This window comes from Streptomyces chrestomyceticus JCM 4735 (genome assembly GCF_003865135.1).
GTDB classification, from domain to species: Bacteria; Actinomycetota; Actinomycetes; order Streptomycetales; family Streptomycetaceae; genus Streptomyces; species Streptomyces chrestomyceticus.
The window spans coordinates 1,598,271-1,621,539 of the sequence record NZ_BHZC01000001.1; the positions used below are offsets into that span (position 1 = coordinate 1,598,271).

At 75.0% G+C, this 23,269-nt stretch carries 7 protein-coding genes and 2 pseudogenes; all 9 read right to left on the bottom strand.

Annotation, left to right across the window (positions count from 1 at the left end):
• Nucleotides 1-19: 19 nt before the first annotated feature.
• Entirely contained in the window at nt 20-3,916 is a 3,897-nt protein-coding gene (locus EJG53_RS43265) for an amino acid adenylation domain-containing protein (protein WP_280526810.1), read from the bottom strand.
• Entirely contained in the window at nt 3,895-4,671 is a 777-nt protein-coding gene (locus EJG53_RS43270) for a condensation domain-containing protein (protein ID WP_125044046.1), read from the bottom strand. Before EJG53_RS43270 ends, EJG53_RS43265 begins: the two co-directional genes overlap by 22 nt.
• A pseudogene (locus tag EJG53_RS43275) lies at nt 4,668-12,089 on the bottom strand (amino acid adenylation domain-containing protein); the annotation flags it as partial. The pseudogene EJG53_RS43275 and the gene EJG53_RS43270, both read right to left, overlap by 4 nt.
• Nucleotides 12,077-13,903: a condensation domain-containing protein gene (locus tag EJG53_RS43280; RefSeq protein WP_125044047.1), complete on the bottom strand. Its 1,827-nt coding sequence runs from the start codon at nt 13,901-13,903 to the stop codon at nt 12,077-12,079. The gene EJG53_RS43280 and the pseudogene EJG53_RS43275, both read right to left, overlap by 13 nt.
• Before the next feature lie 105 nt (nt 13,904-14,008).
• Nucleotides 14,009-16,081 carry an ABC transporter ATP-binding protein gene (locus EJG53_RS06555; protein ID WP_125044048.1) on the bottom strand — a complete coding sequence of 691 codons (2,073 nt, stop codon included), beginning with the start codon at nt 16,079-16,081 and terminating at the stop codon, nt 14,009-14,011.
• A 458-nt stretch (nt 16,082-16,539) separates the two neighbouring features.
• Nucleotides 16,540-17,535: a ParB N-terminal domain-containing protein gene (locus EJG53_RS06560; protein ID WP_244955013.1), complete on the bottom strand. Its 996-nt coding sequence runs from the start codon at nt 17,533-17,535 to the stop codon at nt 16,540-16,542.
• A gap of 436 nt (nt 17,536-17,971) precedes the next feature.
• Nucleotides 17,972-18,457 (bottom strand): annotated as a pseudogene (locus EJG53_RS43285) (winged helix-turn-helix domain-containing protein); the annotation flags it as partial.
• A 261-nt stretch (nt 18,458-18,718) separates the two neighbouring features.
• Nucleotides 18,719-19,768 (bottom strand): 3-deoxy-7-phosphoheptulonate synthase, encoded by a 1,050-nt coding sequence (aroF, locus tag EJG53_RS06570; RefSeq protein ID WP_125044050.1) that lies wholly within the window; start codon nt 19,766-19,768, stop codon nt 18,719-18,721.
• A 288-nt stretch (nt 19,769-20,056) separates the two neighbouring features.
• A complete protein-coding gene (locus EJG53_RS06575) occupies nt 20,057-22,924 on the bottom strand; it encodes a helix-turn-helix transcriptional regulator (RefSeq protein ID WP_125044051.1) in 2,868 nt (955 codons plus the stop codon).
• Between the last annotated feature and the right edge of the window lie 345 nt (nt 22,925-23,269).

Here is a 23,269-nt window from a genome sequence, read left to right on the forward strand (position 1 = left end):
CGGCGGCTCGCGGGGCGGGTTACGGGGCGCCGTCCGCGAAACCGGCTTCGAACTCCTCGACCTCGTCCTGGCCGAGGTCCAGCAGGGGGAAGTCGGAGGCGGTGTGCCCGCCCGCGGCCGGATCGGCGGTGTGCGCCGCCAGACCGTCCAGCAGGTCCAGCCAGCGCCGGCCCAGCCGCTCGGCTTCCGCCTCCGGCCACAGACCGGCGGGACCGCCGAGCCTGAGGGTCAGTTCCGGTCCGTCCGGGGTGTCCTGGACGTACGCCCCCGCCTCCAGGGCGTGCGGGGCGGGTGTGCGGGGATCGGCCGAGCTGCCGACCACCGAGATGCCGGCCGGCTGCCAGGCGTCCCCCGGCGCTCCGGCCCGGCCCGCACCCGCGAACCTGCCCAGGTAATTGAACCCGATGTGGGCGTCCGGCAGGGTGTCCAACTCCGGTGCGGTGAGCGGGTTCAGGTGGCGCAGCAGGGCGTGGCCGAGGCCGTCGCCGGGCACCGCCCGCGCCTGCTCCTTGACGCGTTTGAGCAGGTCACCGGCGGCCGGTCCGCCGCGCGGCGCCTCGTCGAGGTCGATGCCCGACACGTCCAGGCGGACCGGGTGGACGCCGGTGAACCAGCCCACCGTCCGGGACAGGTCCGCGCCGTCGGCCGGTTCGCGTCCGTGTCCTTCGATGTCCACGACGAGCGCGGCCTCCGGCCGGCCGTGCGCGACCGCGCCCGCCAGCGTCGCGAGCAGCACTTCGTGGACGCCGCAGTGGAACACGCCGGGTGCCGTGCCGACGAGGGTGGCCGCCGTCGGTCCCGGCAGCGTCCAGGTGCGCCAGGTCATGGCGGCCAAGGTGTCCTCGGCCGGGTCGAGCGGCCGGCCGCCCAGCGGGGGCGCCACGTCCTTGAACAGGGCTGCCCATTCCGGCAGTTCCGATATTCGGCCGTCGGCCGTGGCCTGGGCGGCGAGGGCGCCCGCCCACTGCCGGAAAGAGGCGGGGACGGGGTCGAGTTCCGGTGCGCGCCCGTCCGCCACCGCTTCGCAGGCGGCCCGCAGGTCCGGGAGCAGGATGCGCCAGGACACGCCGTCCATCACCAAGTGGTGCACCACGAGCGCCAGCCGTCCGGGCTCCGCGGGCCCGGCGTCCAGCCAGACGGCCTGCACCAGCACGCCGCCCTCGGTGTCCAGCCGCCCGGTCGCCTCCCTGGCCGCGAGGTCGGCCCTGTCGTCCAGGGAGCCGGCCGGCGCGTCCGTGGCGTCGACACGGGTGAGCAGGGTGGCGGCGTCGACCGTGCCGCGACCCGGCACCACCAGGCGTGGTCCGCCCTCCGCGCGCACCACACGGGCCCGCAGCATGTCGTGGGTGTCCAGCACGGCGGCCAGCCCGCCGGTGAGCACGTCCGGCCGCAGGCCAGCGGGGGTGGTGACGACCATCCACTGCGCGAAGTCGCTGCTCAGCGCGTACTCCCCGAGCGCTGCCATGGCCGGGGTCCAGGCCACCTCGCCCACGCCCGCGTCCGGGGCGGCGCGCACCTCGTCGGCGAGCCGGGCGACGGCGGCCAGCGCCCCCGGCGTCTCCTGTTCGAAGACGTCCTGGGCGCTGAAGACCACTCCTTCGCGGCGGGCCCGGGTGGCGAGCTGCATCGACATGATCGAGTCGCCGCCCAGTTGGAAGAAGCTGTCCTCCGCGCCGACCCGCTCCAGGCCGAGCAGTTCGGCGAAGAGCCCGCACAGGATGTCCTCCGCCGCCGTGCGCGGTGCGCGTCCGGCCGCCTTCGCGGAGAAGCCGGGGGCGGGCAGGGCCTTCTGGTCCACCTTGCCGTTGGCCGTGACCGGCAGGGCGTCCAGGACGAGGACGGCGGCGGGCACCATGTACTCCGGCAGGGCGCGGGCGAGGTGCTCGCGCAGGACCTGGCCGTCCGGCGCGGGGCCGTCCGTGCCGTCCCCGGCCGCCACCACGTAACCGACCAGCCGGCGTTCGCCCGGCCGGTCCTCGCGGGCGACGACGGCGGCCTGCGCCACCCCGGGCGCGGCCGCGAGCACGGCCTCGATCTCGCCCGGTTCGATCCGGTAGCCGCGCACCTTGACCTGCGCGTCGGCGCGTCCGGCGAAGAGCAGTTCGCCGTCCGGCGTCCAGCGCGCGAGGTCGCCCGTGCGGTACATCCTCCCGCCGCGCCCGAAGGGGTCGGCCGGGAAGCGTTCGGCGGTCGCGCCGGGGCGGTCGAGGTACCCCCGGGCCAGGCCCGTACCGGCCAGGTACAGCTCGCCGGCCACGCCGGGCGGTACGGGCTGGAGGAACGCGTCGAGCACGTACGCCTGCCGGTTGGCCAGCGGGCGCCCGATCGGCAGCACGTCCGGGTCGGGCCCGCCCGGCCGGAGCCGGTGCCAGGTGGCGCTCAGCGTGGTCTCGGTGGGCCCGTACAGATGCCGTACGGTCACCTCGGGGCAGGCCGCGCGCACCCGCGCGACCGACGCCGCCGGGACCACGTCGCCGCCGGTCAGCACCTCACGCAGCCCGGCGAAGCACTCCGGGTCCTCCTGCGCGGCCACCCGGAAGGACCCGGCGGTCAGGTGCACCGCCGTGACGCCCGCCGCCACCGCCTCCCGCACCCGCTGCGCGTCCACCGCACCGGCCGCCGCCACGGCCACCCGCGCGCCGGAGACCAGCGGCACCCAGATCTCGAACAGGGAGGCGTCGAAGGCGTGCGGGGCGTGCATCAGCACCGCGTCGCCAGGACCCAGCGCCCAGCCGCGGTCCCCGGCCAGCGCCGCCACACTGCCGTGCGGCACGCCGACGCCCTTGGGCACGCCGGTGGAGCCGGAGGTGTACATCACGTACGCCAAGTCCTGCGGGTGCAGGGTCGGCCGGGGATCCCCGGCGGGTGCTTCCGCCACCGCCGTCCGCACCTTCGGGTCGTCCAGCACGACCGTCTGCCCGGCCAGGTCCGCCGGGACCGCCGCGCGGGTGGCCTCGGCGCACAGCACGAGCGCGGGCCCCGAGTCGGCCAGCAGGAACGCGACCCGCTCCGCCGGGTATCCGGCGTCCACCGGCACGTACGCGGCGCCCGCCTTCCACACCGCCAGCAGCGTCGTGAGCAGCCCGGCCGACCGCTCCAGCACCACCGCGACCCGGTCGCCACGGCCGCCCCCCAGGCCGCGCAGGTACGCGGCGAGGCGGTCCGACGCGGTGTCCAACTCACCGAATTGAACACTTTGACGCCCGTCCGTCACGGCCACGGCATCCGGCGCGGCCGCCACCCGCGCCGCGAACAGCTCCGGCACGGTGGCGCCCGGCGTCTCCGCCGCCGTGGCGTTCCACTCCGTCACGACCCGGCGCCGCTCAGCGGCGTCCAGGACGCCGACCCGGCCCACCGGGACCGACGGGTCCGCCACCACCTGCTCCAGCACCCGCACCAGCCGCCCGGCCAGCGCGCGGGCCAGTTCGGCGGTGACCAGGTCGGTCCGGTAGGAGACCTCCACCTCCAGCCGGTCGCCGGGGAGGATGCCGAGGGTCAGCGGGTAGTGGGTGGCCTGGCGCAGGCCGAGCGTGGTGAAGGTGAGCGCGCCGGGGGCCGATTCGGCGGCCGGGCGCGGGTAGTTCTCGTACACCACCAGCGTGTCGAAGCCCGCTTCCGGACCGGCGTGCTTCTGGATGTCGGCCAGGCCCAGGTGCTGGTGCGGGAGCAGCGCGGACTGGCGGGACTGTACGTCCTTGAGCATCTCCACCACGGGCCGCCCCGCGTCCAGGCGCACCCGCACCGGCACCGTGTTGATGAAGAGGCCGACCATCGACTCGACGCCGGGGAGTTCTGGCGGGCGGCCCGCCACGGTCGTGCCGTAGACCACGTCGTCGCGCCCGGACAGCCGGGCCAGGAGCAGCGCCCAGGCGCCCTGCACGACGGTGTTGACGGTCAGGCCGTGGCGGCGGGCCATGTCGGTGAGGGCGCGGGTGAGGGGCGCGGGCAGGTCGGCCTTGGCCTGGTCGGGCAGCTCGGGGTGCGGGCCGGGTCGGCGGGGGCGACGAGCGTCGGCTCGCCGTCCCCGGCCAGTTCGGCGCGCCACGCGGCCCGCGCGGCCTCCTTGTCCTGCCGTCCCAGCCACGCCAGGTAGTCGCGGTAGGAGGCGGTGCGCCGCAGCACCGAGGCGTCGCCGCCCGCCGCGTACGCCGTGGTCGCCTCGTCGAAGAGGATGGGCATCGACCAGCCGTCGAGCAGGATGTGATGGGCCGTCAGGACCATGCAGTGCCGCTCGGCGCCGAGGCGTACGAGCAGCACCCGCAGCAGCGGTGCCCGCCCGAGGTCGAAGCGTTCCGCGCACTCGCCGGCGGCCAGCCGTTCGACCTCGGCGAGCGCATCGGCCTCGGGCAGGCCGGACAGGTCGGTCTCGCGCCAGGGCAGTACGGCTTCCCGGCTGACGAGCTGGACCGCCTCCCCCGACTTGCGGCGGTGGAAGCTGGCGCGGAGCGCCGCGTGCCGGCCGAGCAGTGCCTGCCAGGACGCGTGCCAGCGGTCCGCGTCCAGCGGGCCGTCGATGGTCAGGGTGCGCTGGATGACGTAGACGTCCGGCCCCTGGTCGCCGAACCCGGCGTGGAAGAGCATCCCTTCCTGCAACGGGGACAGCGGCCACACCTCGGCGAGTGCCGAGCCCTTGCCGGATGCCGGTCCCGTGGCGGGTGTTGAGGTCTTCACAGCGACAGTCCCCCTTCGAGCCGTGCCGCGATCGCTTCGAACTCCTCGACCTCGTCCTGGCCGAGGTCCAGGAGCGGGAAGTCGGAGGGTGTGTGGCCGCCCGCCTCGGGCGCGGCCGTGTGGGCGGCCAGGCCGCCGAGCAGGTCCTTCCAGAGGCCGCCCAGGCGGGCGACGGCCGCGTCGTCGAGGACGCCGGCCGGTCCGCCGACGGTGAGGGTCAGTGCGGGCCCTTCGGGCGTGTCGCGGATGACCGCGCCCGCCTCCAGGGCGTGCGGCGCCGGCATGTCCGGGTCGTCGGAGCCGCCCAGTGCGGTGCTGCCCGCCGCTTCCCACGGCCGGACGGTGCCCGCGGGGGCGCCCGCCGGGAACCGGCCGAGGTAGTTGAAGCCGATCTGCGGGGCCGGGAGGGCGGCCAGTACGGGGGCGGTCTCCGGGTTCAGGTGTCGCAGCAGCCCGTGGCCGAGGCCGTCGCCGGGCACCGCGCGGGTCTGTTCCTTGACCGCCTTGAGCAGCGCTCCGGCCGCGGGCCCGCCCGCCATGACCTGGTGCGGGTCCACGCCGGTCAGGTCGAGCCGTACGGGGTGCACGCTGGTGAACCAGCCCACCGTCCGGGACAGGTCCGCCCCCGCGACCGGTTCCCGGCCGTGCCCCTCGATGTCCACCAGGATTCCGGCCGCCTCTTCGGTGTCCGGCCGGGCGCACGCGACCGCCGCGGCCAGCGCCGCGAGCAGCACCTCGTGCACGCCGCAGTGGAAGACCGCGGGCGTCCGGGTGGCGAGGACCGCCGCCTGCTCCCGGGGCACCTGCCACGTGCGGTGGCGCACGGTCGCCTGGGTGTCCGTGGCCGGGTCGAGGGCGCGGGCGCCGAGCACCGGGTCGGGTCCGTCGAGTACGGCGGCCCAGTGCGGCAGTTCGGCCACCCGCCACGGCTGGGTCGCCTGCGCGGCCAGCAGTCCGGCCCACTGCCGGAACGCCGTACCGACGCGGTCGAGTTCCGGCGCGCGCCCGGCCGCGACCGCTTCGCAGGCGGCCTGCAGGTCCGGGAGCAGGATGCGCCAGGACACACCGTCCACCGCGAGGTGGTGCACGGCCAGCACCAGCCGGCCGGTGCGGTGCGGTCCCGCGTCCAGCCAGACCGCCTGGACCAGGACGCCCGCGGCCGGGTCGAGCCGTCCGACCGCTTCTCCGGCGGCCCGTTCGGCGAGGCCGTCGAGGCCGGAGTCCGGTGCCCCGGCCACGTCCACCCGGGTGACCAGCGCGTCGGCGTCCACCGAGCCCCGGCCGCCGACGGCCAGTACGGGCCCGCCGGGCCGCGGCACCACCCGGGCCCGCAGCATGGCGTGGGTGTCCAGTACGGCGGCCAGCCCGGCGGCCAGCACGTCCCGGCCCAGCCCGGCCGGGGCGCCCACGGTCGTCCACTGCGCGAACCGGCCGCCGGTGATCCGCTCCCCGAGCAGCCGCATCACCGGGGTCCACGGCACCTCGCCGGTGCCCGCGCCCGCGGTGTCGGCGCGCGGTCCGGACGTCACCGGCTCCGCCACCTCGGCCAGGCGTTCCGGGGTCTGCTCGTCGAAGACCTGGCGGGACGTCAGCAGCAGTCCGGCCCGGCGGGCCCGCGCCACGAGCTGGAGCGAGGTGATCGAGTCGCCGCCCAGCTCGAAGAAGCTGTCCTCGGCGCCGGCCCGGTCCAGGCCCAGGAGTTCGGCGAACAGGGCGCACAGCACCGTCTCGGCGGGGGTACGCGGTTCCCGGCCGGTGACCTGCCCGGCGAAGTCGGGAGCGGGCAGCGCCGCGCGGTCCAGCTTCCCGTTCGGGGTCCTCGGCAGCTCGTCGAGGGCCACCACGGCCGAGGGCACCATGTAGTCCGGGAGTGTCCCGGCGACGTGCGTACGGACGGACCGTTCGTCCAGGCCGGGACCGGCGGGGACCGCGTAGCCGACCAGCCGGCGCTCGCCGGGGCGGTCCTCGCGGACCACCGCGACCGCGTCCGCCACCGCGGGGTGCGCGGCCAGCGCGGCCTCCACCTCGCCGAGTTCGACACGGAAGCCGCGCACCTTGACCTGGGCGTCCGCCCGCCCGGCGAAGACCAGTTCGCCGTCACCGGTCCAGCGGACCAGGTCCCCGGTCCGGTACATCCTCCCGCCCGGCGCGAACGGGTCCGCCACGAACCGCGCGGCGCTCAGCCCCGCGCGCCCCAGGTAGCCGCGCGCCAGGTTCACCCCGGCCACGTACAGCTCGCCGACCACGCCCGGCGGCACCGGCTGGAGGAAGGCGTCCAGGACGTACGTACGGGTGTTGGTGATCGGGCGGCCGATCGCGGGCGCGCTGCCGGCGTCCAGCGGCGCGGTCACGGTGGAGGTGACGGTCGCCTCGGTGACGCCGTACTCGTTGAACAGCTCCCGCCCGGCGGACCAGCGGCGGCGCACCTCGTCGGTCATCGGCTCGCCGCCGGCGATCAGGACTCGCAGCCGGGACAGGCCGTCGGACGGAAGCTGGGGCAGGAACGCGGCGGGCAGCGCCACATGGGTGGCTTTGCGTTCGCGCAGCAGGTCGGCCAGATCCTCGCCGAAGGACTCCTGCCCGGCCGGCGCCAGCACGAGCCGTCCGCCCACGCACAGCACCGGCCAGATGTCCCCCATGGACACGTCGAAGCTGGGCGAGACGCGCTGCACGACGCGGCTGTCCGGGCCGATGCGGTAGCGCCCGACGCGGTCGGCGACGAGGTTGGCCAGGCCCCGGTGCGGGACCAGGACTCCCTTGGGCACACCGGTCGATCCGGAGGTGTAGATCACGTACGCCGCGTGGTCGGCGTGCAGCGGCGCGGACCGCTCGGCGTCGGACAGCGAGCCGCCCGCCCGGCGCGCCACCGCCGCGGCCACCGTGGGGTCGTCCAGGACGACCGTGCCGCCGTACGCACCGTCCGGGACCGCGGCCCGGGTGCGCGTCGTGCACACCACGACGGCCGGTTCGGCGTCCCGCAGCACGAACGCGATGCGTTCGGCCGGGTATTCGGGGTCCACCGGTACGTACACCCCGCCCGCCATCGCCACGGCCAGCACGGCGACCGCCATCGCCACCGACCGCTCGACGACGACCGCCACCCGGCACTCGGGCCCCACGCCGTGCGCGGTCAGGTGCCGGGCCAGTTGTCCGGCCTGGTGCTCCAGTTCGGCGTAGGTGAGCGCCTCGTGGCCGTCCTGCACCGCGACGGCACCGGGTGTGCGCGCGGCCTGGGCGCGGAACAGCTCGGGCATCGTCGCCACCGTCACCGGCGCGTCCGTACGGTTCCAGTCCGCCACGACCAGCGCGTGCTCGTCCGCGTCCAGGACACCGACCCGGCCCACCGGCACCGAGCAGTCCGCCATGAGCTGTTCGAAGACCCGCACCAGCCGCCCGACCAGCTTCCCGGCGATGTCCGCCGCCACCTGGCCGCGGCGGTGCGCCACGTGCACGCGCAGCCGCTCGCCCGGGATGACGCCCAGGGTCAGCGGGTAGTGGGTGGCCTCGCGGGTGCCCAGGACGGCGAAGGAGAGCGCGTCCGGGGAGCCGGGCGCGGCGATCGCGCGGGGGTAGTTCTCGTGCACGACGAGCGTGTCGAAGACGGCGCCAGGGCCGGCCAGCCGCTGGATCTCCGGCAGGCCCAGGTGCTGGTGGGCCACCAGCGCGGACTGGCGCTCCTGGAGGTCGCGCAGCAGCCCGAGCACCGGCTGCGCGGCGTCCAGGCGTACCCGTACCGGCACGGTGTTGATCAGCAGGCCGACCATGGACTCCATGCCGGGCAGCTCCGGCGGCCGGCCCGCGACGGTGGCGCCGAACACCACGTCGGTACGGCCCGCCAGCCGGGCCAGCACGAGGGCCCAGGCGCCCTGCATCACCGTGTTCACCGTCAGGCCGTGGCGGCGCGCCAGCGCGGCGAGGCCGCGGGTGGTCCGCTCGGGGATGTCGGTGATCACGTGTCCGGCGTCCACCGGGCCCCGGTCGGCCGCGCCCGGCGCGACGAGCGTCGGCTCGTCGGTGCCGGTGAACTCGGCGGCCCAGGCGGCCCGTGCGGCGTCCCGGTCCTGGCGGGCGCGCCAGGCGAGGTAGTCGCCGTAGGACGCGGCCGGGGCCAGGGCCGACGCGTCGCCGCCCGCCGCGTAGACCTCGGCCAGTTCGGCCAGCAGGACCGGCATGGACCAGCCGTCCATCAGGATGTGGTGGCTGATGACGACCAGCCGGTGCCGGTCCGGGCCGAGGCGGATCAGCAGCAGCCGCAGCAGGGGCGCCACCGCCGTGTCGAAGCGGCGTTCCTGCTCCCGTGTGGCCAGTTCCTCGATGCCGGACAGCGCGTCGGCCTCCGACAGGCCGGACAGGTCGATCTCCCGCCAGGGCAGGCGCACCTCACGGGACACGACCTGGACGGCCTCGCCCGACGCGCGCCGGTGGAAGCTCGCGCGGAGCGCGGCGTGCCGGTCCAGCAGCGCCTCCCAGGAGGCACGCAGGCGGGCGGCGTCCAGCGGTCCGGACAGCTCCAGCATCCACTGGGTCTCGTAGACGTCCGGGCCCTCCTCCTCGAAGGAGGACTGGAACAGCAGCCCTTCCTGGAGGGACGACAGCGGCCAGATGTCCGCCGGGCGCGGCACGGCGGCCTCCAGCTCCGCGACGCCTTCCTGGGTGAGGGCGAGCAGCGGGAAGTCGGAGGGCGTGTGGCCGCCCGCTCCCGGCCGGGCGGCGTGGGCGGCCAGGCCGCCCAGCATCTCCACCCAGCGGCGGCCGAGCCGCTGCGCCGCCGCGTCGGTCCGGCCGTGCCCGTCCCGGTGCCGCCAGGTGAGCGTGAGGGTCAGGGTGGGGCCGGCGACGGACGTACCGATCGCCGCGTCCGCCTCCAGGTCGTACGGGGACGGCTCGTCGCGGCCGGTCGCGACGGCCCCGGCCGTGACCTGTGCGCCGCCTCGCTCCGGGCGTCCCGAGCAGCCGAAGGCGATGCGGGGAGCGGCAGCCGCCTCTGAGGTGCGGTGACCTGGCAGGCCGGACCCGTCGTCGCTGTCGGGCCCCGAACGCACCTGTTCCTTCACCGACTTGAGCAGCGTCCCGGCCGCCGGGCCGCCCAGCAGGACCTCGTTCAGGGCGGTGGCGGACAGGTCGAGCTCTACGGGGTGTACGCGGGTGAACCGGCCCACCGTACGGGACAGGTCGAGCCCGTCCGGACCGTCGCGGCGGCCGTCCCGCTCGATGTCCAGCAGGACACCGGTACGGGCGTCCTCGCGCCCGTGGGCGACGGCCGCGGCCAGCGCGGTCAGCAGCACCTCGTCGGCGGTACAGTGGAACACGGCGGGTGCCCGGTCCACCAGTGCCGCCGTCTGCTGCGGCGGCACGGTCCAGACCATGCGGCGCGCCGTTCCGGCGGGTTCCGCGTCCCGGAGTTCCCGCGTCACCTGCGCGGCCGACACGGTCGCCCAGTGCCTGAAGGACGTACCTACCGGGCCGAGCGCCGGTGTGCGGCCCGCGGCCGCGGCCTCGCACGCGGCCACGAAGTCCGGGACCAGGATGCGCCAGGACGCCGCGTCCGCCACCGTGTGGTGGACCGCGAGGACCAGGCGGCCGGGCTGCGCGGCGCCCGCGTCCAGCCACACCGCCCGGAGGTTCGCCCCGGCCGACGGGTCGAGGCGCGCCACCGCTTCGCGGGCCGCCCGTTCGGCGGCGGGACCGAGGTCCGCCGCGGCCACGGTCTCCCGGGTGACCAGGGGCGCCGCGTCCACCGTGCCGCGGCCGGGCACCACCAGGCGCGGCCCGGCGTCCCCGGCGGCGGTCCGTGCGCGCAGAACGGCGTGGGTGTCCAAAAGGGCGGCGACAGCGGCCCGCAGGGTGTCCGTCCGCAGGCCGTCCGGGGCCGCCAGTACCGCCCAGCGCGCGAAGTTCCCGCCGCGCGCGGGGCTCAGCGGCGGCCAGGGCACCTCGCCGGTCTCCGTGTCCGTGTCCGGCTGCCCGGCGGGCGGGGCGGGGGCCACCTGCGCCAGCCGCTCCGGGGTGCGCTCGTCGAAGACCTGACGGGTGGTCAGCACCAGTCCGGCGCGGCGCGCCCGCGAGGCGAGCTGCACCGCCATGATCGAGTCGCCGCCCAGCTCGAAGAAGCTGTCCTCGGGCCCCACCCGGTCCCGGCCGAGCACCTGCGCGAACAGCGCGCACAGGGTCTCCTCGGCGGCACCGCGCGGCTCCCGCGCCGAGCCGCTGCCGGTGAAGTCGGGGGCGGGCAGCGCCTGGTGGTCGACCTTGCCGTTCACCGTCAGCGGGAGCCCGTCCAGCGGGACGAACGCCGACGGCACCATGTACTCCGGCAGCCGCCCGCCCACGAACTCGCGCAGCGCCGCGAGCAGCGCGCCGGTGTCCCGGCCCGCCGCCGCGCTGCCGCCGGACTCCCCGGTGAGCAGGGCTTCCGGGGCGCTGCCCACGCCCGCTGCGGCCCGCTCACCGCCGGGCTCGTCGCGGAACGGCTGCTCGTCGCGCGGCGGCTGCCCGTCCCTCGGGCCGCCGTCGGACGCGGGCTGCGCCACGACGTACGCCACCAGCCGGCGTTCCCCCGGCCGGTCCTCGCGGGCCACCACCACCGCCTCGCCCACGGCCGGGTGGGCCGCCAGCGCCGCTTCGATCTCACCGGGCTCGATACGGAAGCCGCGCACCTTGACCTGCGCGTCCGCCCGCCCGACGAAGACCAGTTCCCCGTCGTCGGTCCAGCGCACCATGTCGCCGGTGCGGTACATCCGCTCGCCGGGGACGAAGGGGCTGGCGGTGAAGCGTTCCGCCGTCAGGCCGGGGCGGGAGAGGTAGCCGCGCGCCAGGCCCGTCCCGGCGATGCACAGTTCGCCCGTCACACCCGGCGGTACGGGCTGGAGGAACGCGTCCAGCACGTACACCTGGCGGTTGTCCAGCGGGCGGCCCACCGGCAGTACGGACGGCACCGGGTCGCCGGGCCGCAGCCGGTGCCAGGTGGCGCACAGGGCGGCCTCGGTCGGCCCGTACAGATGCCGTACGGCCACCTCGGGGCAGGCGTCGCGCACCCGCGTCACGGCGGCGGGCGGCACCACGTCACCGCCGGTCAGCACCTCGCGCAGCCCGGCGAAGCACTCCGGCGACTCCTCGGCCACCACCCGGAACGACCCCGCCGTCAGATGGACCGCCGTGACCCCCGCCGCCACGGCCGCACGGATCCGCGGCCCGTCCACCACGCCCTGCCCGTCCACCACCACGCGCGCCCCGGACACCAGCGGCACCCACACCTCGAACAGCGAGGCGTCGAAGGCGTGCGGCGCGTGCATCAGCACCGCGTCGCCCGCGCCGACGGACCAGTCGCGCTGCCCGACGAGCCCGGCGACGCTGCCGTGCGGCATCGACACGCCCTTCGGCACCCCGGTGGAGCCGGAGGTGTACATCACGTACGCCAGGTCCTCGGGGCCCACCCGGACCGCGGGGCCCTGCGCCGGGCTCGCGGCCACGGCCGCCCGGGTCCGGGGTCGTCCAGCACCACCACGTCGCCGGGCACGCCGGGCGGCACCGCGGCCCGGGTGCTCCCGGTGCACAGCACGGCCGCCGGCGCCGAGTCGGCCAGCATGACCGCCACCCGCTCCGCCGGGTACGCGGCGTCCACCGGCACGTACGCCGCGCCCGCCTTCCACACGCCGAGCAGCGCCACCAGCAGCCCGGCCGACCGCTCCATCAGTACGGCGACCCGGCTGCCGCGCGTCACGCCCCGGCTGGTCAGATACGCGGCCAGGCGGCCCGCTTCCGCGTTCAACTCCGCGTACGTCAGGGACCGTTCGTCGTCGGACACAGCTATGGAGCCGGGCAGGCGCGCTGCCTGACGGGCGACCAGCTCCGGCACCGAGGTGCCCGGCCGCTCGGCGCCGGTGGCGTTCCAGCCCTCCACGACGAGTCCGTGCTCCGGCGCGCCCAGCACCCCGAACCGCCCGACGGGCGTGTCCGGTTCGGCCGCCGCCTGTTCCAGCAGCCGGACGAAGGCCCGGTGTCCCGCCCCGGCCCACTCCTGGTCGTACAGCGCCGGGTCGGCTTCGAGGACGACGCTCGTCCCGGCGTCGTCCGGCAGCTCGCGCAGCACCACGGAGAACGCCTCGACGGGCCCGCCCGGCAGGTCGTGCAGGGTGCCCCGGGCCTCGCCGAACCGCAGGCCCGAGCCGTTCGCCGGGACGGCGACCGAGGGGCCGAAGTTGCGGCGGCCCCCCGGCCGCCCCAGTTCCGCGTGCAGGCGCTCGCCGCGGTACCGCCGGTGCTCCAGCAGCCCGTCGATCTCCCGCTGCGCGGCACGGGCCAGCCCGGCGAGGCTGTCGCCGGGCCGGGCGGGCAGCCGCAGCGGCAGCACGTTGGCCGTCGCGCAGGGCGTCCGCCGGGCCTCGGGGCCCGTACGTCCGTCGACCGGGAAGCTCAGCAGCGCCTCGTCCGCGCCCGTCGTGCGGCACACGAAGGTGGCGACCGCGGCGACGACGAGCGCGCCGCGGCTCACGCCCGTACGCCCGGCGGCCGTCCGCAGCGCTTCCCGGCCCGCGGCCGACAGGTGTCCGGACGCGCGGGGGCGGGCGTCGCGGCTCACCGACCGGTGGCCCGGCACGGTGGCCGGCTCCGGGCGGTCCGCGAAGTGCTCGTGCCAGTACCGGCGGTCGGCCTCGTGCTCCGGCGACTCGCGGTAGGCGGCCTCCTGCTCCCACAGTTCCCGCAGCGGGGCGTGTCCGGGCGGGCAGTACGGCTCACCGCGCAGGGCCGCGTTGTAGAGGGCGGCGACGCGGCGGGCCAGCAGGGTGCTTCCGAAGTGGTCGACGAGCAGTTGGTGGTGGCGCTGATACCAGACGTACCGGTCGGGGGCCAGCTTGAAGAGGATGTGCGCGCAGAGGTCCCCTTCGATGGGGTCGGCCGGGTGCCGGCCGTCCGCGCGCATCAACGCCTGCGCCGCCTCCCACGGTTCGTCCTCGCCGGTGAGGTCGACGTGCCGCAGCGCGATCTTCTCCCCGGCCGCCCGGATCACCTGCACCGGGGCCCCGCCGTCCTGCGTGAACCGCAGCCGGAGCGCCTCGGTCTCGGCGACGGCCTGCCGCAGCGCCCGCCGGAAGATGTCCGTGTCGAGCGGGCCCAGGACATCGGCGTACTGCCTGATGTCGTACTGCCGGGGCGGGTTCTCCGCGCGCTGGGCCAGCCACGTCCCCTCCTGGCAAGCGGTCAGGGGCGCAGTGAACTGTGCCTGGCCTTCCATGTCTCCCCCTTTGACGGACAACCCGTTGCTCGCTTCTGCCTGCCGCGCCACCGCGGCGGCCGCCCGCCGCGGTGGCGCGTCGTTCCCGTGTACGCGGCCGTTCGGTCAGCGCCCGCCGGGGCCCGGCCCGTTGGTGTGCCACACCCCGCCACCCGGGGCGCCGCCGCCGTCGTCCGGCCCGGAGCCGTCGAAGAAGACCATGCCGCCCGGCATCATCTGCGGCGCGGCCTCCTGCGGACGGCGCTCCTCCTCGGCGCCGGGCTCCTCCGGCGCCGGCCCGCTGCCGTTGACGGCCTGCCGGGCGAACTGTGTGTGGTACAGCTCCGCGTAGAGCCCGCCGGCCGCCAGCAGCTCCTCGTGCGTGCCCCGCTCGCGGATGCCGCCCTCGTCGAAGACCAGGATCTGGTCGGCCTCCCGGATGGTGGACAGCCGGTGCGCGATGACGACGGAGGTACGGCCGCGCAGCGCCGTCTTCAGGGCCCGCTGGACGGCCGCCTCGGACTCCGAGTCCAGGTGCGCGGTCGCCTCGTCGAGGACCACGATCGAGGGGGCCTTGAGCAGCAGTCGGGCCAGCGCCAGGCGTTGCTTCTCGCCGCCGGAGAGCCGGTAGCCGCGGTCGCCCGCCACCGTGTCCAGGCCGCTGGGCAGCGCGCTGATGGTGTCCCAGATCTGCGCGGCCCGGCACGCCTCGATCAGCTCCTCCTCGGTGGCGCCGGGGCGGGCGTACTCCAGGTTGTTGCGGATGGTGTCGTGGAAGAGGTGGGCGTCCTGGGACACCACACCGACGGTCCGGCGGAGGGAGTCCAGGGTGACGTCGCGCAGGTCCTGCCCGGCGATGCGGACGCTGCCCGCCGACGGGTCGTACAGCCGCGACACCAGGTGCGTGGCGGTCGTCTTGCCCACGCCGGACGGGCCCACCAGCGCGGTGAGTTTGCCGGACGGCGCCGTGAAGCTGATGTCGCGCAGCACCTCGGGCGACTCCTGGGCGCGCTCGTCGGCGGGCAGCGCGTTCGACTCCAGGGACGCCAGGGAGACCTCGCTCGCCTTCGGGTAGCGGAAGGACACCCCGTCGAAGGTGATCTCGGGGGCGGCGCCGTCGTCCGGCGCGGGCAGGTCGGTGGCGTTCTCCCGCTCGGTGATCAGCGGCTTCAGGTCGAGCAGTTCGAAGATCCGGTCGAAGCTGACCATCGCGGTGTGCGCCTCGCCCTGGATGCTGGAGAGCTGGGTGATCGGGCCGTACAGGCGGGCCAGCAGGGCGGCCAGCGCCACCAGCGTGCCGACCTGGAAGGTGCCGTCGACGACCATGGCACCGCCGAGGCCGTAGACGAGCGCGGTGACCACGGCGGCCAGCAGCGTCATGATGATGACCGTCAGCCGGCTCAGCACCATCCAGGTGATACCGACCTTGCGCACCTTCTCCGCGCGCTCGGCGAACAGCCGCGCCTCCTCGCGCGGGCGGCCGAAGAGCTTGGAGAGCATCGCGCCCGCCACGTTGAAGCGCTCGCCGATGGTCGCGCCCATCTCGGCGTTCATCTGCATCTGTTCGCGGGAGTAGCGGGTCAGCCGCCGCCCGACCAGCGCGCCGGGAATCATGAAGACCGGCAGGATCACCAGCGCGACCAGACTGACCAGCCACGACAGGTAGAACATGCTGCCGAGGACCAGCACCAGCGTGAACACGCTGGACAGCGAGCCCAGCAGGGTGCCCAGCGCGTGCTGCGCGCCCACCACGTCCGTGTTGAGCCGGCTGACCAGCGACCCGGTCTGGGTCCGGGTGAAGAAGGCCAGCGGCTGGCGCTGTACGTGGGTGAACGCCTGCACCCGCAGGTCGTAGCTGACGCCCTGGCTGATCCGGCCCGAGTACCAGCTCTGCGCCAGTTGCAGCCCCGCGTCGAGGAGGGCGAGCCCCGCGACGACGAGCGAGATCACCGTCAGCACCGTGGTGTTCTTCTCCAGGATGCCGACGTCGATGATCTCCTTGAGGAGCAGCGGGGTGGAGACGATGATGAGCGAGTCCAGCACGGTGAGCAGCACCAGCAGGACGCTCTCGCGGGAATGCGGTTTCGCATAGGCGAGAATCCGGCGGAGCGTTCCCGGCCGGAGCCGCTGCGAAGCCGTGGAATTGCCCGGGTCGTCGTACGTCGCCAGCATGATGCCCGAGCCTTGTCCGGCAAACATATCAGCGGAAACCTCCTGGGTCGGGATTCCTGGTTCCTGGTTCCTGGCCGTACGGCCGGACCGCAGGGAAAAGGCGGCACCCCGAAGGGCGCCCGGTCCGTCATGTTCGGCGGGCTTTCACGAAGGCCGGCCCACCGGACGCGGTGACCGGAATACTGTCCTGCTGCCGCGCGCCATTTCGACGATACCCATATCAACTTCCGCCAGCCAGGCCGATGGGCCCGGGGCGGCTCCGGGGTTTTCTCGCCCGGCCACGGAAAAGGTGAAAGTGCAGCACCGGTCCACGGCACACCGGTGCACCGGAGAATTCACGGCGCCGGGTGCCGGGCGGCCCGGCGGGCGGCGCTTTCGCGGGCGCCCGCCGGTACCGACCGTATCGCGCATTTCCATCGGGGGCGGCCGGCCCGATATCCGTCCAACCGGCCGCGTTCCTCACTTGGACGTGGTGCGGCCGCCTGTCAGACGGCCTCGGCGACATTGCGCTCGGCCCGCTGGGCGAAGTCCGCCCAGATGTCCGCGCATTCCCGGGCCAGTTGCGCGATGATGCCACTGCAGTGCGGCGGAATGTTTGCCATGATGTCGTCCCACTCCTCCGCGCTGATCGTGTGGATGCTCAGCAGCCGCAGCAGCGTCCGTCCGGTCTCGCTGAACCGCAGGGCCGGATCGACCTTGAGGCGGCGTACCACCACCGTCCGGTCCTGGACGGGCATCCGGACGGGTGCCGTGCCGTCGCCGCCGTCCCCCGCGTCGGCGGGCCCGGCGGAGAGCTGCTCCTGCGGTGCCCTGGCCGGCCGGCCCCGCCCCTTCAGGAGCGGTTCCTCGCCCCGGCGCAGCCGGTTGCGGACGTCGCGCGCCGTCTCGGGCGAGATCCCGGACGCCCGCGCGATCTGCCGCAGCGACAGACCGGGGTTCTCGGCGATGAGGTTGCCGGCGAGCCGGCGGCCCTCGGCCCCGTTCAGCGGCCGGAAGCGGCCGTCCTGGCCGATCCTGCCGCGCCCCGCGGCCGCCGCGCCCGCCACCCGCCGGCGGATCTCCGCGACGGTGCCCGGCGCGATGCCGGTGACCGAGGCGATCATCCGGTCCGACCACAACGGGTGTGAACGGATGATGCGTTCGGCCGCGTTCTTGCGGTCCGCCATGGAGAGCGGAAGGCCGTGCGTGATGTTCGACTCGACGGCGAGAACGAAGGCGTCGGCCTCGTCACCGTCGAAGAACCGCACCGCTATCTTGTCGTCGCCGCGCCGTTCCGCGGCGCGCAGTCGGTGGACGCCGTCGATGACCCGCATCGTCGCGCGGTGCGCGATGATGGGCGGCAGTGGCGCCTGCGCCACCGTCAGCATCTCCACATGTTCGTCGTCTTCCCCGGATATGCGCGGAGAGCCGGCCACCGAGAGAGAATTGATCTCCACCTCGACGACCGTCTGCATATCCAGGTGCGCCTGCCCAGGTTCCACTCCAGGCTCCTCGCGTTGTGATTCCCCCGTGCGCAAGCTCGCGCCGACGCACCCTAACGTCGTACGGCAGGCCCTTGCTTCGGTGATGCCGGCCTGAGTAGGACATCACCGGGCCGTTCAGGTGTGTAGAACCCACCCCCGCTTCTCGACCGGTTACAACTCCCGGCGGGGGAGGAAGGTTCCCGAACCGCAGAAAACGCCCCACGCGAAGCGGAACACATAGGCAAACAAACCATCTTCCCCCATTCAGATACATACTCTAACAGTGCCTTTATCTACGGGGCACCCCTACCTGAAGTGCCTGAACCCGCGATGTCGCATTCCCCCGGGCACCGGAACCGGGCCTTTCGGCTCCCGTTCCCGGCCACCGTCCGCGGCTCCCGCGGCCGGCCACCGGGAGCCCGGCGGCCGGCCGTGCCGGTCAGCCGGTCCGCGTCCCCCGCCGGGAGCGCCCACCGCGCCCGTCCTCCGCCCGCGTCCATCCGCCGGGCTCCCGCCCGTCCCCGCCGGCCGCCGGCGCCACGTACGTCCACCCGTGGCGGCGCATCAGCTTGCGTACGCCCTGCACCGTGTACGTGACCCGGAAGCGCCGCACGATCACGGCCTGGATGCGCTCCAGCGTCCAGCGGTCCCCGGACCAGCCGTAGGCCGCCGGGCCCCGGGCGAGTTCCGCCTCCAGCCGGCGGAACTGGGCCGGGCTCAGCCGCGGCCGGGACGCCGGCCCCTTCGAGTCCAGCGCCCGCTCCCCCGCCTGCTGCCAGGCCCGGCGCCACCGCTGCACCGACCGCACGCTCACCCGCAGCTCCCGGGCGATCACCGCGTTGGTCTCGCCCCGCGCGAACCGCTCGACCGCCTTCAGCCGCAGCCGCTCGCGGAACTCCCGCCGCTCGGCGGTCAGTCCGCCGCCCTGTGCGTATCGCATCTCTCCGACATACCCCACCCTGCGCGACGCGTCGGCCTCCGGCGACATTACGGGTTCAGCACCGGTACCCCTATCGCGGGCGGCGCCGTGCACCGGGGAACACCGGTCCCCGGACGCCCCACCCGTCCGTCCGCCGGCGCGGAAATTGGCCTGTACCAAGCGGCCGGACGGTGGGTCGTGTGCGCTTTCGTCCGGCCGCCCGTCGGGGTACCCCTACCGGCGGTGCGCACCCCGCCGGGCGGAGCCGGGGCTCCGGGAATCTCAGGAGGCAACGGCCGCGGCCTGCGGCACCGGCTGCGTGAGGCTCCGGCCCATCAGCGGCGACAGGATCGTGGCCGTACTGGCGATCTCCCGCATGTCGGCCTCCAGCAGGGCCTGGTCGCCGTCGCACCGCGCCGTCTCCGGCGCCGGATGCACATCGATCATGACGCCGTCCGCGCCGACCGCCAGCGCCGCCCGCATCAGCGGCAGGACCAGTTCCCGGCGGCCGCCCGAGTGCGACGGGTCCACGATCACCGGCAGGTGCGACAGCCGCTGGACCACCGGCACCGCGCTGATGTCCAGCGTGTTGCGGGTCCGCGTCTCGAACGTACGGATGCCGCGCTCGCACAGCACGATGTCCAGGTTGCCGCGCTGCGCGATGTACTCGGCGGCCATCAGCCACTCGTCGATGGTCGCGCCGAACCCGCGCTTGAGCAGCACGGGTTTGCCCGCGGAGCCCACCGCCTGGAGCAGCGCGAAGTTCTGCATGTTGCGGGTGCCGACCTGGAGCATGTCCGCGTAGGAGGCGACCAGTTCGACACTGCCCGGGTCGATGACCTCGGTGACCACCGGCAGCCCGGTCTCGGCCCGCACGTCGGCGAGAATGCGCAGCCCGGTCTCGCCCAGCCCCTGGTAGGCGTACGGCGAGGTGCGCGGCTTGAACGCGCCGCCGCGCAGCAGCGCGGCCCCGGCGGTCTGCGCCATCCGCGCCGCGGCGAGCGTCTGCTCGGCGGACTCCACCGCGCACGGGCCCGCGATGACGGACAGGGTGTCGGGCCCGATCGGCACACCGCCGACCCGCACGACCGAGCGGGCCGGGTGGTGCTCCCGGCTCACCAGCTTGTGCGGCACGGAGATCCGTACGACGTCGAGAACGCCCCTGCGGCTGCGCAGGTTGAGCGCCTCGAACTCGTCCACGTCCCCGACGAGTCCGACGATCGTCCGGGTCACCCCCCGGCTGACGAAGGCGTCACCTCCCGCCGAGCGCACCAGGCCGACGACGGTGTCGACATCCTCCTGCGTGGCCCCGGGGGCCATCACCACCACCATGAGGGGTTCCTCCCGTTGAGTGGCCGGCACCGGCCGGCCGGATGTGGTTGGACGAGAAACCGGCGCCCGCCCGCACCGCCGTGCGCACCCGCCCGCCAACTCCGGTCGAGCCGCCGCAACGCGACAACTCCCTTGCCGGTCAATGGAGTTCGCGGCTTTTGATAGCGCCGTCAATCATTCCACACGCCCGCGCCGGACTGTCCAACCGCGCAACGTCGACCGCGGCACCGCACGCCCGCCCCGCACTCGGGCCTGTCCCCGGCTCCCACTCCCCCTCCCCCCCACCTCCTATCCGGCACGCAAGCAGTCCCGCTGGGCACCGTCCCCGCACCCGTCGAGACCGCTGTCCTCCACGGTGTCCGGCTCCAGCCGCGTCGCCAGGTCGGTACGGCGCTGCACGCCCAGCTTCCGGTACGCCCGGGTCAGATGCTGCTCCACGGTGCTGATCGTGATGAACAGCGCCGCGGCGATCTGCCGGTTGGTGTAGCCACGGGCGGCGAGCGTCGCGACCCGCAGCTCCGCACCGCTCAGCTCGGCGGGCGGGTGTCCGGCGCAGCCCGCCCCGGACCGCTCGGGCGGGCAGGCGCTCGCCGCGCCGACCGGCGACGCCTTCAGGACGGGCGCCTTGATGCCGCACTCCCGCATCAGTTGCTGCGCCTTGCGCGCCGCGATCCGTGCCCGGCTGTCGTCGTTCATGTCCCAGTAGCTGTACGACAGTTCCGCCATGGCGTACGCCAGCTCCAGCCGGTGCCCGCCGCGCTGGAGGATGTCCATCGCCTCCCCCAGGAGCCGCGGCCGCTCCGCGCGCTCGGCCAGCGACGCCAGCACCCGCAGCGCCACACCCCGCGTCCACAGCGGGCGGCGCCCGGTACGGACCAGCTCCTCCTCCAGCAGGCCCCGCGCGCGGCGGTCGTCCCCCAGCGCGACATGGACCTGCGCGGCGTCGGTCCGCCACGGCACCAGCCCGGACAGGTCGAGCCGCCACCGCGCCATCAGGTCACCGCAGCGGTGGAAGTCCTCCAGCGCGGCGTACGGCCGGCCGGCGGCGAGCTGGTAGTGGCCGCGGGCCCAGAGATACAGCAGCCCGGCGGGCGTCCGGAACGCCGCGTCGGGCACGGGGACCTTCAGGTGGGCCACCGCCTCGTCCAGCCGTCCCGTGGCGGCCTTCGTGTACAGCAGCGCGGCGACCGGGGCGGCCACGGCCGCCCCCCACCCTTCGGGCGGGACGACGGTGAGCGCGGTGTGCGCCGAATCCTCCGCCGCGGCCAGCTCGCCGAGCCGGATCTCGATGAACGCCTTGGCCGAGGCGAACAGCGACTGCCACATGGGCGTGCGGTGCTCCCGCGCCTCCGCGAGCAGGATCTCGCACCAGCGGGCCGCCTCCGGCAGCCCGTCGGCGACGATGAGCGCGACCAGCGCCGCCAGCCCCGCCGCCGGAGTACGGTCCTCCGGCCGGGTCTCCTGGAGAATCCGCTCCGCGCGCCCGGTCACGTCGCCGGTCACCCGCTGGTCCAGCACGGAGGCCATCAGGGCGAGCGCGCGCTGCTGGGTGTCCTGTTCGGGCGTCAGGCCGGGGGCCCGGGCACCCGCCGCCGTACCGCGGTACGGGCCCGCGGCCACCTCGGCGCGGTACTTCCCCGCCAGCCCCGGATACCCGTAAGCGAACCAGAACCGCACCGACTCCAGCCCCACCCCCGTACAGCCCTCCCCCTCTCCCTCCTCCACGATCCGCAACACCTCCAAGGCATCGTCCGCCCTGCCGAACCACAGCAGATGGCCGACCAGTTCCCTCATGGCGCGCGCGGTGAGCCGCCCGGCGGGTGCCGCCTCGGTGAGCGCCGACAGGTGCCGTACGGCGGCGGACGGATCGACCCGCCACCCGGCCCGTACCAGGGCGAGCCTGACCTCCAGCAGTTGCTGTTCGTCCGCACAGCCGTCCCTGGCCACGCGCAGGCAGTCCAGCGCGGTGCCCACCTCGTCGCGGGCCAGCGCCGCCTCCGCCGCCTCCAGCAGCACGGGCAGCGCCCACGGCGCGTCCACGGTCTCCGCGGCGACGAGGTGGCGGGCGAGTGCGGTCGCCGGCGCACCGCGCTCGTACAGCACCTGGGCGACCCGGGCCTCCAGGCGCGCGCTGCGCGGCGGTTCCGCCCGCCGCAGCACCGCCGTCCGCCCCGCCTCGTGACGGAACCGGCCATCGGCGAGCAACCCCATGTCGTGCAGGGCGCGCAGGGCGCGTTCGCCGGCCTGGCGGGACACCCCGAGCAGTTCGGCGGACCCGCCGTGCGCGGCCCGCTCCCCGAGCACCGCCAGCAGCCACGCGGTACGCCGCGTGACGTCGTCGCTGCGGCTCAGGCACTGCGCCACGGCGCGCTCGTACGCCTCTCCGGGCACCGGCCCGGCGGCCCCGGCCCGCTCCGCGTCCGCGTAGTCGTCCAGCAGCGCCTCCATCAGCAGCGGACTGCCGCCGCTCAGCCGGTGGAATTCCGCAACGGGCGGCGCCGAACGCCGCCCTTTCTGCCCGGCGGCCAGCATGGCGACGACACCGTCCCGCGGCAACGGACCGACGTGCAGGAATCGGCACGCCGGACCGCGCAGCAATTCCCGCCGCGCCGGACTGTCCTCCCACGCCGTACCACTGCTTTCCCCGAGAACCACCAGAATCCTGCTGACGGCCAGCCGCCGCACCACATACAGCACACATTCCAGCGAATAGGCGTCGGCCTGATGGGCATCGTCGATACACACGACGACCGGCCGCTTCCTGGCCTGGGCGAACAGAATGCCGCACACCCGGGGAACGACGTTCACGGCGACTTCCGCGGGAATGGCCCCCGCGGCCGCCCGCACCGGCGCGCCACCGCCCCCGGCCGGCGGCGGCAGCCACACCACCGGTTCCACCCCCTCACCGGCCAGCTCCGCACTCCGCAGCAGTCGCCCCGCCACGCGCAGCGGCACGTCCTTCTCCGCCGCGGCCGCCGTGGCCTGCAACCACAGGGCCCCGGTGGGCGCGCCCCGCTCCCGGAAGGCACGCAGCAGGGCCGTCTTGCCACTGCCCACCGCGCCGCCGACCACCACCGCTCCGCCACGCCCGGCCGCGCAGGCGTCGAGCAGGCCCTCCAGGACGGAGAGCTCCGTGTCCCGCTCCACCAACTTCATGAGCCGGTTCACCCCCGTATCCGGACTCGCGTTGTTCAGTTGGACGGATATCCAGCCGCTACCGACCCTTCGGCTCCCACGGTCACAGGAAATCCACACCGGCCGATTGTCCCGGCCTCCGGAACGGTCACCGCCCGCGTCCGCACCCCGGCGCCGACCGCCCCGCCTAACATGTTCCGTATTACCTCAACATTACCCCGGCCCGGCCCTCCGACCAGGCCGCCCCGGAAAGTATTTCAGGAGTCCACCATTCCCCTCCGGGCCCCTCCCCGCGACCTCCCCCAAAACCCTCACTACCCGTAACGAAAAGCCCCGCAAAACCCCCCTGATTCCACCCCAGGAGAT